General features: G+C 71.1%; 11 protein-coding genes. 6 read left to right on the forward strand and 5 right to left on the reverse strand.

Going from position 1 to position 10859, the window contains the following annotated elements; genetic code table 11:
* Window position 1: 1 nt before the first annotated feature.
* Genes J8M51_RS46015 through J8M51_RS46030 form a run of 4 tightly spaced genes read left to right on the forward strand, consistent with a single transcriptional unit; the run spans window position 2 to window position 3783 of the window.
* Window positions 2-1147, forward strand: a complete 1146-nt coding sequence (locus J8M51_RS46015) for a ribosomal protein uL16 3-hydroxylase (protein WP_267300202.1) — start codon at window positions 2-4, stop codon at window positions 1145-1147.
* On the forward strand, window positions 1144-2052 hold the full coding sequence (locus tag J8M51_RS46020) for an aldo/keto reductase (RefSeq protein WP_086751586.1): 909 nt from the start codon (window positions 1144-1146) through the stop codon (window positions 2050-2052). Before J8M51_RS46015 ends, J8M51_RS46020 begins: the two co-directional genes overlap by 4 nt.
* 19 nt (window positions 2053-2071) lie before the next feature.
* Window positions 2072-2872: a hypothetical protein gene (locus J8M51_RS46025; RefSeq protein ID WP_256964003.1), complete on the forward strand. Its 801-nt coding sequence runs from the start codon at window positions 2072-2074 to the stop codon at window positions 2870-2872.
* Window positions 2873-2931: 59 nt separating this feature from the next.
* Window positions 2932-3783: a hypothetical protein gene (locus J8M51_RS46030; protein ID WP_086751590.1), complete on the forward strand. Its 852-nt coding sequence runs from the start codon at window positions 2932-2934 to the stop codon at window positions 3781-3783.
* Between the two features lie 5 nt (window positions 3784-3788).
* Here J8M51_RS46030 and J8M51_RS46035 read toward each other — a convergent pair whose 3' ends face one another.
* Together J8M51_RS46035 and J8M51_RS46040 are read right to left on the reverse strand one after the other, a co-directional pair.
* Window positions 3789-4130, reverse strand: coding sequence for a hypothetical protein (locus J8M51_RS46035; protein WP_086751592.1), 342 nt, complete (start codon window positions 4128-4130; stop codon window positions 3789-3791).
* Between the two features lie 104 nt (window positions 4131-4234).
* Entirely contained in the window at window positions 4235-4660 is a 426-nt protein-coding gene (locus tag J8M51_RS46040) for a hypothetical protein (RefSeq protein WP_086751594.1), read from the reverse strand.
* A gap of 209 nt (window positions 4661-4869) precedes the next feature.
* On the opposite strand from J8M51_RS46040, the gene J8M51_RS46045 reads away from it, so the two are divergent.
* Window positions 4870-5106, forward strand: coding sequence for a hypothetical protein (locus tag J8M51_RS46045; protein WP_086751596.1), 237 nt, complete (start codon window positions 4870-4872; stop codon window positions 5104-5106).
* Between the two features lie 362 nt (window positions 5107-5468).
* Here the strand turns inward: J8M51_RS46045 and J8M51_RS46050 are convergent, their stop codons facing one another.
* The gene (locus tag J8M51_RS46050; RefSeq protein ID WP_086751598.1) at window positions 5469-5870 is read right to left on the reverse strand and encodes a hypothetical protein; all 402 of its coding nucleotides are present in this window, start codon (window positions 5868-5870) and stop codon (window positions 5469-5471) included.
* Window positions 5871-6028: 158 nt separating this feature from the next.
* On the opposite strand from J8M51_RS46050, the gene J8M51_RS46055 reads away from it, so the two are divergent.
* On the forward strand, window positions 6029-6619 hold the full coding sequence (locus J8M51_RS46055; protein ID WP_143673060.1) for an AAA family ATPase: 591 nt from the start codon (window positions 6029-6031) through the stop codon (window positions 6617-6619).
* Window positions 6620-6681: 62 nt separating this feature from the next.
* On the opposite strand, the gene J8M51_RS46060 is transcribed toward J8M51_RS46055, so the two are convergent.
* Both J8M51_RS46060 and J8M51_RS46065 read right to left on the reverse strand, forming a co-directional pair.
* Window positions 6682-9561, reverse strand: coding sequence for a DEAD/DEAH box helicase (locus tag J8M51_RS46060; protein ID WP_086751602.1), 2880 nt, complete (start codon window positions 9559-9561; stop codon window positions 6682-6684).
* A partial coding sequence (locus tag J8M51_RS46065; protein ID WP_317853016.1) for a hypothetical protein occupies window positions 9558-10859 on the reverse strand: 1302 nt, incomplete at its 5' end. The genes J8M51_RS46065 and J8M51_RS46060, both read right to left, overlap by 4 nt.

The following is a 10859-nucleotide window of genomic DNA, read 5'->3' on the forward strand; positions in this document are numbered from 1 at the left end:
CCTGGGCGAGGACTTCCTCGCCCAGGCACTGCACCGCGAACACCGCCACGTACCCGGCGCCCTCGACGTCGCCGGACTGATGACCTTCGACGACCTCAACCAGATCCTCGCCGCCCACCGCCTGGAGCCGCCGCGCATGCGGCTGTCCCGCGACGGCGAGACGCTGCTGGTCGGCGGCTACACCACCCCGGTGGCCACCCGCCGCCACACGGTGTGGCACCGCCTCCACCCGGCCGAACTGCACGCCCGCCTGAAGGACGGCGCCTCGCTCGCCCTGGACAGCGTCGACGAACTCCACCCGCCGATCGCCCGCCTCTGCGAAGCGATCGAGCGCGAGCTGCGCACCCGCGTGCAGGCGAACCTCTACGCGTCGTGGACCAGCACCGAGGGCTTCGGCGTCCACTGGGACGACCACGACACGGTCATCGTCCAGCTGGACGGCGCGAAGCGATGGCGTATCTACGGCACCACCCGCCCGTTCCCGCTGTACCGCGACATCGAGGACCCGGGCGAGGCTCCCACCGAGCCGGTCGCCGACCTGGTCCTGTGGCCGGGCGACGTCCTGTACGTGCCGCGCGGCGTGTGGCACGCGGTCTCCGCCGACCAGGGCACCCGCTCCCTGCACGTCACCTGCGGACTGCAGACCCACACCCCCACCGACCTGATGACGTGGGTGTCCGAGCAGCTGCTCACGCACGAGGACTGGCGCCGCGACCTGCCCCTGCTCGCCGCACCGGACGTCCAGGCCGACACCGTGGACGCGATGCGCAAGCGGCTCGCCGAACTGCTGGACGACCCGACGCTGATCGCCCGCTACCGGGCGGCGATGGACGGGCAGGCCGTGGGCCGGATGATGCCGAGCCTGCCGTACATCGACACCGTCCCCGCCGACGGCGCTCTGCGGGTGCGGCTGACGACCGCCCGAGCGGTGCTGGACGTCGGCGAGGACACGGTCACGCTGTCCGCCGCCGGGAGCACGTTCGAGTTCGCGCCCGAAGCGGAGGCGGTGCTGCGCCCGCTGGTCGACGGGCGGACCGTGGACCTGGCCGCGCTCGCGGAGACGGCCGACCTCGCCCTGGAGGACGTCGTCGGCTTGGTCCAGGAGCTCGTTGCCGGGCAGGCCGCGACGGTGGGGAGCCTTCTGTGACAGCGGAGCTCGCTCTGGGCACCTACCGGTGCCGGGCGATCCCGGAGGCGGCCGTCCGTGCGGCCGCCTCCGGCGCGCAGTGGATCGACACCGCCCCCAACTACGCCACCGGCCGCGCCCAGGACTTGCTGGCCCCGGCCCTGGCCGCCCATCCGTCCTTGCGGATCGCGACGAAGGCCGGCTACTTCACCGCAGCCACCGGCGTGGACGCCGTGGACGCCGGTGTCCTCAACCAGGACCAGGCCGCCGCCGGGCACAGCCTCGCCGCGGACTACGTGCGCTGGCAGACCAGCCGCAACCGCGCCCAGCTCGGGCGCGACCGGCTCGACCTGGTCCTGCTGCACAACCCCGAGCGCGCCCATCCCGGCGACCGCGCAGCCCTGCACGCCGCGATGCGGGACGCGTTCGTCGTCCTGGAGGCGGAGGCGGCGGCCGGGAACGTGGCGGGTTACGGCGTCGCCACCTGGGCGGGCCTGGAAGAAGAGGCGTTCACGGTGGGGCAGTTGCTCGCCCTGGCCACGGAAGCCGCGGGCGGCCGGCACCACCTGGTCGCCATCCAGTTGCCGGTCAGCCTGGTGATGATGACGCCGATCGTGCAGGCCCTTGACGGCCGGGGCCCGCTCCCGGCCGCCGCAGACGCGGGTCTGCGGGTGATGGCCTCCGCGCCGCTGCACGGAGGCGAGCTCCCCGCCATGGTCGACCAGGAGCTCGCCGACCTCATCCGGCCGGAGCTGACTCCCGCACAGGCGTGCGTCCTGGCGGTCGCCTCATGCCCAGGAGTGACGAACGTCCTTCTGGCCGCCTCCGGTACGTCACACTGGAGGGAGGCGGCCGACGCCGTCGCTCAACCCTCCCTGACCGCCGCCAAGTTGCGGGAGATCACTGGTGTACTCGCCTCCACCTGACCCGGACACCGAACAGCGCATGCGCGCCCACCACGCGCACACCGCGAAGGCCCTGGACGTCACGGTGGAGCCGGGCACGGAGTTCTGGGGATGGGCCGGGCGCACCCTGGGTGCCCCGGCCCGCACCGCCACAGGTGCGCCCGCATGGCTGCGCCTGGTGTCCGCGCCGGAGGACAAGGCCGCGGGGAAACTCTGGGACGGCGCCCTCGATGCCCAGCACGCCTTCGGCAACCTCGACGGCCACCGGCCCGCCCTCCTGGCCGTCCACGACGCCGTCGACGACACCACCGCCTACCGGGCGGAACTGTCGGTCCGCGTCGACGACCCGGTCCTGTCCGACGACCCGATCCTCCAGCACGACCTCCAACTGCCGGACTCCTGGTGGAACGACCTCGCCGGGACGCTGGAGAAAGTGGCGGCCGTCGACACCGCCCGCGTCGCCGTACGACAGCAGTACATGGAACGGGCCATCCCCGAGTTCCTCGGGATTCCGGCCCCGGCCGTCTCCTGCTGGACCACAGCCCACGCGGACGTGCACTGGGCGAACCTCACCGCACCGCTGCGCCTGCTGGACTGGGAAGGATGGGGCAAGGCCCCGGAGGGCTTCGACGCCGCCACGCTCTACGCCTACTCGCTGCTCCGCCCGGACACCGCGGCCCGCGTCCGCGCCGCCTTCACCGTCCTGGGCAGCCCGGCCGGCCTCGCCGCCGAAGCGACCGTGTGCGCGCAGCTGCTCCAGACCGTCAGCCGCGGCGACAACCTCGTCATCGAGGACCGGCTCCGGGACTGGTCCGAGGACCTCCGCCGCCGACAGCCCTGAGCCCAGCTCACGCACCCGGTACCCGGGTCCGCAGGCCCGCGAGGGGTACAAGTACCGGTATGGCGCGTGAGCGGGTGCGGTGGCCGTCCGTGGTGGACCGGGCGCGGGAGATCGTGAACGGGTACGCGCCGATGAAGGTCACGCTGCGCCAGGTCATGTACCGACTGGCCTCCGAGGGAACGCTGCCGCACACGGCGCCGATGTACCGCCGTCTGTCCGCACAGCTGGCCAAGGCCCGCCGGGAGGGCCGGTTCCCCGACCTGATCGACACCGTCAGGGAGGTCCACGTCCCGCCGGCCTGGACGGGCGCGGACGCGTTCGTCGCGGAGATGCCCGGCTGGTTCCGCCTCGACCGCACCGAGGGCCAGGAGCACGCCCTGTACGTCGCGGCGGAGAAGGACACCCTGCGCCAGCAGCTGACCGGCTGGCTCGCCGACGCGGGCATCCCGGTCCTGGTGGTCCGCGGCTTCGGCTCGCAGTCGTACGCCGACGTCGTCCACGACCGCGTCACCGCCGACCCGCGCGCCGGCGTTCTACTCGTGGTCGGCGACTTCGACTGCTCCGGCGAGGACATCGAGCGGGACTGGGTAGCGCGCACCGGCTGCTGGAGCCGGACGGAACGAATCCTGCTGACCTACGACCAGGTCCGCGCCTACGAGCTGCCCGCGACCGAGGGCAAGCAGGGCGACCCGCGATGGCCGGCCTTCGCCGACCGCTACGGCTTCGACCCCCGCCGCCCGGTGCAGTGGGAGGTGGAGGCGCTGGAGCCGGCCGAACTCCAGCGCCTGGTCCTCGCCGCCGTCGACCCGCACATCGACCGCGACGTCCTCGCGCAGCAGATCGCCCGCGAGGAACAGCAGCGCCGCGCCCTGGAGGAGTTCGTCGGCCGGTGGGGCGCGGCGAGCGAGTGACCGGCTTAGCGCTGTACGGGGGCCTGCGCGGCTTGGGCGAAGTGCAGCACGACTGCCTTGGCCCCGGCGGCGAGTTCGTCCGAAAGGTCGCTGCTGCGCGGGTTGGTGGGGTGGTTCTTCACCCAGATCATGGAGAACTTGATGATCTGGTCGATGTCGCTGGGACGCAGCAGGATCGCGTCGCCGGTGTGGAGCGGCTCGGGATCGCGGTGCTGCCACAGCCGGTAGAAGCGGCCCTCGACGTCGTTGAACCCGAGGTGCCGGTCACCATGCGGGTTGATCAGGTGGGTGGTGAAGGGCAGATCGTTCGGGCCCGGCTGCCAGGGCTGCTCCGGCTGGCTCAACATGTCCTCCGTCGATACGCGGTGATCACAACGGTGCTGAGTGTGTCAGCGCCTGGCAGGGGCGGTCCGGGCTTCCGGCCACTTCGCTCACCTCGGGGACCGACGGGTCAACGGCGGCGCCCGACCGTGCCACGGACAAGGACGTAGGGGATCACGCAGAAGGCGGCGACGTTGCAGGCGACGAGCAGGGTGAGAAACAGCCAGTAGGCGAAGCCGTGGCCGTCGGAAGCCGCGACGAGAGAGCCGTAGGTGAGGCTGACGAGGATGCCGGTGCTGGCGAGCCCGGCAGCCCAGCCCAGCGCGCTCAGGCCGAAGCCGAGACCGATGAATGCCCAGAACAGGGCGGGACCGGCAAGAACCCCGATGGCCAGGAACAGCGGCGCGGTGATGTCCCGGTCGCCGATGTAGTCCATGAGCTGCGGGACGGAGATGAAGGTCCATAAGCCGGTGAAGGCGAGGCCGATGACGACGGCCACGATCGTGATCACACGGTTGGCGCGGCTGACGGAAGCGGCGTTCGCGGCGTCGGTCATGAGGCAGTGGACTCCTTCTGCTACGGCGGGCGAGGTGATCGGATCCATCCCGGTATAGCCGACGCAGACCACAAGGGGGCGCGCTTCCGCCCAAGGCGTCCGGGACCCGACCATGAGGCCGACCACGCTGGTCCGCGCCCGGATCTGCCGCGCCGGGGGCGGGCGTGTCCGAAGTGACACGCAATTCGAACAAGCGATCTAATACGGGTATGGACGCGACCGACTTCCCCGACGACCTGGTGCAGACGCAAGCCGCCTGGAACGCCACCTACGACGCGCTCGCCGCACCCCGCCCCCGCGACACGACGGCCCTGCGCCGCCGCCTGCTGCGCCTGTCCGTACGGCTGTGGTGGCACCCGTACTGGGAGACCGTCCCCTCGGTGCCGGCGGCCCGCTCCGAGCTGCGCCACCTCGCCCGCGCCCACGGAGCCGTCCGGGCCGCGTGACCGGCCGTCCCGGTCGACCAGGAGCACGGGGTTGCGCCAGGGGTTGCGCCTGTCTGTTGCGCTGGGTGTTGCGCCAAGGGTTGCGGTAGGTGTTGCGCGGCCCGCAGGAATGCCCCTGCGTCCGTGCAGGTCACCACGCGGTTTTGCCGTGGTCGGCCTGCTGACATCCCCGTTGCGGCTGCTCTGCCCATGTCCCCTGGCTGGTGTGAAGGAGGAAGGGACGGGCGGGATGGGCGGCGCGGCCACGGCCGGGGATCGGGGCGCTCGCCGGTGTTGCGCCGGGCGGGGCCGCCGCGCCAAGCCGCCGATGGTACGACGGCCAGGGGAGACCAGCCGCCCGGCCTTGCCCCGGGCTTCAGCGTCTACTCGTGCGGCTCCAGGAGCTGCCACTCGCCGGCCTTCCAGGCACCTCGGTAGTCACCGCCTGTCGGCAGGTTGACCACCGGCACCACGTGATCGGCGTAGACGATGAAGGCCGCCACCGTACGTGCGGAGTCCCGGACCGGCCCCTGCTTGGTCTGGGACACCCGCCAGCCATCGCCTGGCACTACTCCCAGCGGCCGTTCATCCGGGAGTCGTTCAATCTCCACGAACCCGTCCTGCTCCACTGCTGGCACCACCCGGCCTGACTTCTCGTCCAGCAGCACCATCGCGGCGCCGTCCGACTCCCGCCATCCCACGACCGGCCGACTGATCACGTCGTCCTTCTCGGCATCCGGCGCGGGGTCCTTGAACCAGGCTGTGAAACGCAGTTGTGAGTGCATCCCGTCATCCTCCTGGTGATCACCGCCCCCTGTCCGCTGTACCGAGATCACAGCCTTGGCTGCCGTCGGGTTCGCGCACGCTGCTGCCCCACAGCGCGGTCTGCCCCACCTGGCACGGCCGCTCACGTCCCGAACGGGCCCGGTCAATCTGCGCCGTGATGACGTCGATGTGCCCGCAGCTGTCCGCGACCGTGCTGGACTGGCAGCGTCCCGTACGCAACTCCCAAGGAGGGGCCATGGGCGAGGTCGCCACGGCCGTGTCCGACGAAGCGTTCTCCGCACTTGCCGACAACTTGGGCCACATCCTGGAGACCCGTGCGCTGCTGTGCGTCATCGCGCCGGAGGACGTCCAGGGTGAGGCCGTGGTGGAGGCCGCTCTCAGCCGCTGCGACGGAGCCGACCCCGTCGTGGTCACGACCGCCGCGCCGGGGACCCTGGCGGCGCTCCTGGACGCGTTCCACGACGCTCTGCACCTCGGTGTCCGGCCGCGACGGCTGGCCGACGCACAGCGGGCTGTCGAGAACGAACTCGCCCGCCGGGCCTGGCCGGTGGTGGTCGTACGCGATGCCCACCTGCTGAGGACCGAGGCCCTGCTGTACGTCTACGGGTTGTGGAGCCTGTTCCAGGAGCATGAGCGCCGGATGCCCGTCGTCCTGGTGGGGCCCGAGCGGATCCGGTCCGTGCTGCGCCGGCCGTCACTCGCCAGCCTGGAGAGCTGCGTCTTCATCTGGCACCGCCTCACCCAGTGAACCCACCGGACCCCGGGCCTCGACAGGCCCGGGGTCCGGTGGGGGAGCGGCCCGAGGCCGTCTCAGTAGTCGTCGCGTTCGGAGTTCGGCCCGTACCGCTCGATGAGGTCGCAGGTGCAAGTCCCGCCCTCGTACACCGTCTTGTCGCACTCCTCATGGTGATCCCACGGCTGCCGCTGCGTCGGGGCCGCCGACGGAGCGGGCTGCGCCGGGGCGGCCTCGACCGCCAGGACCGCGCCCGCCCAGTCCATGCCCAGCGCAGCGAGAGCGGCGAGTTGCTCCGCCGTGAGCTTGTCGCGCCTCGACTTGGTGTTCGAAAGCCACACCCCCAGTTTCACCGGCACCGGCTCCGTCTCGCCGTCGACCGTGATCTCCACGACCGTGCTGCGCGGGACGGTCCGCTGCCCTTCCTTCTCCACCCACTGCGTCAGGGCGGCCAGTCCCCGCTGGAATGCAGCCTCAGCCTTGCTCCCGGCCTTCTTCGGGTTCTTGGCTGCGTCGGTCGGCGCAGGGGGGAGCTCCGCCGGGGCGGCGGCCGTCACGGGGAGGGCGGCGCCCCGTACGCCCAGCGCGGTCAGCCGCTCGCGCTGCTCGGGCAGGAGCTGCGCCCAGGTGCCCGGCTCCTGCTGCCGCCACCTCCAGGTGCCGATGTCGTCGCCGTCGTAGACGACGCCGGGCGCGATGTAGGGCAGGACGCCGTCGGCGTCGACCAGGTCGGCGAGGACCCGGTAGTGGCGCTGCCAGCTCAGCGGCCACGGGCAGTCCCAGTCCTGGTCGATCGCCGTCAGCTGCGCCGCGCGTTCCGCCGCGCGCTTCGGGTCCTTCCCGAGCCCGCCCTTCCGCCGGAGGTTGGCGATGTGCTGCCCGATGGGCACCATTGCCTCGCCCTCACCCCAGACCGCGTCCTGACGCGGCGCAAGGTGCCCGGTGGCCCTCCGGAAGGAGCGGAGCGCGGCCAGCTTGGCCTCCCACGCCTCCTCGCCCGGCTCCCAGAGCATCCCGGCCTCCGGCGCGTCCAGCAGCGTCTTGCGCCGCTCCTCCAGCTCCCCGGCCCGCAGCGCCTTCCTCTGCTGGTGCACCCAGCGCCCAAGGGGAAAATCTTTCGTGACTCCGACCTGGGTCTCGGTGTCGTAGGGAACGGCGTAGAGACCGGTGATCTCGTTCTCGGACCGCCAGCGGATGAGGGCCTGGTAACCCTCCAACCAGACGAGGCTGTCCGGCCGGTAGACGCGGGTGCGCAGGAACGCGGCGATGGTCGCCGCGTCCCGGGGAGTGGAGAAGTGCAGCAGGGCGGATTCGGCGGCGGCCTGGGTGTCGTCGTGCTCCTGGTCCTCGCCGTCGCCCGCGCCGTCGGCACCGATGATCTGGCCGTTCTCGTCGCGCTGGACGTGGACCTTGCGCTTGCCGCTGGTGAGCGCCCGTGAGGCGAGCTGCTCGACCAGACGTTCGTCATGCGAACGTAGGCCCTGGAGGACCGCTACAAGGGGGCGAAAACTGGCGCTGGCGACCATGTCGTTCGGGTCTTCGTTCGGCTCCAGGAAGATCGGCACGATGATCCTGGCCACCTTGGTGGAGCCGTCGCGGTTCAACCGCAGGGCCCGGCCGATGTTCTGCACGATCTCCACCTGGGAGCCGCGGGTGTCGGCGAAGCAGATCGCTTCGACACCCCTGGTGCCCACGATGTCGACGCCTTCCCCGAGCACGCGAACGCTGGCGAGGAACGCCCTGTGTACGCGCCGGTTGTTGGCGTCGATGCCGTTGGCGAACTGGCGGATCTTCTCGCGTCGTTCGGCGACGGTGTGGTCGCCGCACAGCCACGCCGCCCACACCCGGTCCGGGGGTACGTGGCGGCCGGCCTCCAGGCCGTAGAACTCCGCGTCGATCGAGGATGCGGGCAGCGCCTTCTCCGCCGTGACCATGGTCTCGTCATCGGTCTCGGTGACGTACAGCTCGGCAGCGGTCTTCGGCAGCGCCTCCGCGAACGCCGCCGCCTCCTCCACCTTCTGATGGAAGGTCATCGTCGTCCGCAGGTTGAACGCGGCGGCGTGCTCCAGGAGCGCGGTCTGCAGCAGGGCCAGGCGCCGGCCCCGCAGTGCCTCCTCCGACAGCCCGAGGACGGGCGAGGGGTCGCGGATCTCGAGGACGTCGATCTCGAACGGGGCGAGGATCTCCCGCTCGATCGCCTCCGACAGCCCGAGTTCAGCCCCAGGCAGCCAGGCGCCGAACGGGCCGTCCGGGTCGTCGGCCATGCTCGCGATCTCCAGCTCCTGGCCGTCCGTGCCCTTCTGGGGCCGGGGAGAGGCGAGGATGCGCGGGGTGGCGGTGAGATAGAGCCGGAAGTCGGCGGGGATGCGGGCGTTGTCGTGGATCGCCGCCCACGGCCGACCAAGATCACCAGTGGTTCCGTGGGCTTCGTCCACGATGGCGAGCGAAAATCCGTCCATGCGCTGGCCGTACAGGCGCTCTCCGCCCGCCAGAGCGGCCTCCAGCGGCCCGCGAACGCGTCCCTGGCCCATCGGGTCGTCGAAGTCCTCGCGGTCCACGAGAGAGGCGTACGTGGCGAACACGATGACCGGCCCGTGGGCGGCCCACAGGGCGAGCTGGATCGGGTTGGTGGTGGTGCGCACCCCCAGCTCGTTCAGCACCGGGTCGTTCTCCAGCGAGCACACCGCGACCATGGGGGAGCGGTGACCCACCGCCCGCCAGGCCTGGGCGGTCTGCACGAGCAGGTCCAGGGTCGGCACGGTCACGAGAATCCGGCCCTCGGGGAAGCACTCCAGCGCGCTCGCGGCAGCCATGATCGTTTTACCGGAGCCGGTCGCTGACACGATCGTGCCACGGGCACCCTGAGGGGGTACGGATGACCTTGCAGGGAATCCGACCCACTTACGGAAACTCGACTTCTGGTCGATCTGGTGTTTCTTGAGCGGAATCCTGCTCATCGTCCGTCCTCCTCTCCGGTGTCGTACAGCCAGGCGTTATGAAGCCTTTCCAGCGTGATTTCCTCTTGGCCTTCCCGCGTCCAGATCCCTCCGAGCGAGACCGGAGTGTTGTCGATCCTCTCGCACAGGACGAAGCAGGCGGGCAGGTCGATCAGAACGAGCTCGCCCGCGAACGTGCTGCCGGGCCCGTAGCGGCGCCACAGCCGCTCCAGCCGCGCCCGGTGCGTCTGCAGGTAGGTCTCCAGCGCTTTCGGGTAGTAGGTGTCCCGCTCCGCCAGGTGCACGGTCCGCAGGGCGATGTCCACGACCTCCCGGGCCGACTCCTGGTCCCACTGCTCGGAGCTGGTGCCGGTGACGGCCGCGTAGTGCTGCTCGCAGATGGCGAGGACCCGCTCGATGAGCTCCGTCGACGCCTCGTTCCCTTCGGCGCGGGTGGAGGGACGGCCCTCGGCAGGCCAGGAGCCCGTGTTGTAGTCCTCCAGGCCCAGGGGCGCCCGGTCGTCGGCCTCTACGAGGTCCAGGGCGTGGTGGGTGAGGTGTTCCAGGAGCAGGCGGGACAGTGCGCGGGCGGGGTCGCTGGTGTGCAGCTGGACGTCATCGGTGGCGGTGCCGCTGGGGAAGCCGAACTTGCCGGGAAAGACGATGGCGCGGGTGAAGAAGTCGCACAGGATGCCGAACATCTCCGGGTGCGGCAGGTGGGTGATCTCCTGGCTGGCCTCGGCACGCGCGGCCAGCATGACAGTGGTGACGAACAGCCGGCGGGCCGCCTCCTTCTGCCGGGCCTCGCCGGACGGCCCCTCCTCGGTCACCTCTACAACCCGGTACAGGCCCTTGTCCCCGTACACACCGCCCGGCCGCTCGTGCGCCGCACGCACCTTCCCCACGGCCTCCTCCACCGACCGCGCGTACGCGAAGTGGGTCAGCGAGGACGCACCCGGATACTCCGCCTGGTTCGGCACGGCCACTACGCGGAAGCGCCTCAGACCCTCACTCGCCGACTCGGCTGACGGCTCGCCAGCAGCCGGAACCCGCCCGAGATCCTCAAGAAGCTCCCGGCGCAAGGCCGTTGCAGCCAGCCCGACCCACTGCGCCACATCCGCGACCCGGCCGAACTGGGCGAGCAGAACATCACCATGGATGGTGAAGCTGTGCGGCTCCCGGTCCATCTCATCCGCCAGAGAAGAGAAAAGCCCAAGCACGCGAATAAGCAGGTCGAAACTGGCGGCTTCCGGAGCGGGAAGCGAATTCCCGTCCGGGTCAAACAGTTCGTCACCCATAAACCCCTCCTTGGATTCCCC

The organism is Streptomyces griseiscabiei (genome assembly GCF_020010925.1).
In the GTDB taxonomy this organism is placed as follows: Bacteria; Actinomycetota; Actinomycetes; order Streptomycetales; family Streptomycetaceae; genus Streptomyces; species Streptomyces griseiscabiei.

Bases quoted from the DNA above. Each gene is read 5' to 3' on its own strand.
- J8M51_RS46035 (WP_086751592.1), bottom strand. From the start codon at position 4,130: ATGTTGAGCCAGCCGGAGCAGCCCTGGCAGCCGGGCCCGAACGATCTG.
- J8M51_RS46040 (WP_086751594.1), bottom strand. From the start codon at position 4,660: ATGACCGACGCCGCGAACGCCGCTTCCGTCAGCCGCGCCAACCGTGTG.
- J8M51_RS46050 (WP_086751598.1), bottom strand. From the start codon at position 5,870: ATGCACTCACAACTGCGTTTCACAGCCTGGTTCAAGGACCCCGCGCCG.
- J8M51_RS46030 (WP_086751590.1), top strand. From the start codon at position 2,932: ATGGCGCGTGAGCGGGTGCGGTGGCCGTCCGTGGTGGACCGGGCGCGG.
- J8M51_RS46025 (WP_256964003.1), top strand. From the start codon at position 2,072: ATGCGCGCCCACCACGCGCACACCGCGAAGGCCCTGGACGTCACGGTG.
- J8M51_RS46060 (WP_086751602.1), bottom strand. From the start codon at position 9,561: ATGAGCAGGATTCCGCTCAAGAAACACCAGATCGACCAGAAGTCGAGT.
- J8M51_RS46055 (WP_143673060.1), top strand. From the start codon at position 6,029: ATGACGTCGATGTGCCCGCAGCTGTCCGCGACCGTGCTGGACTGGCAG.
- J8M51_RS46045 (WP_086751596.1), top strand. From the start codon at position 4,870: ATGGACGCGACCGACTTCCCCGACGACCTGGTGCAGACGCAAGCCGCC.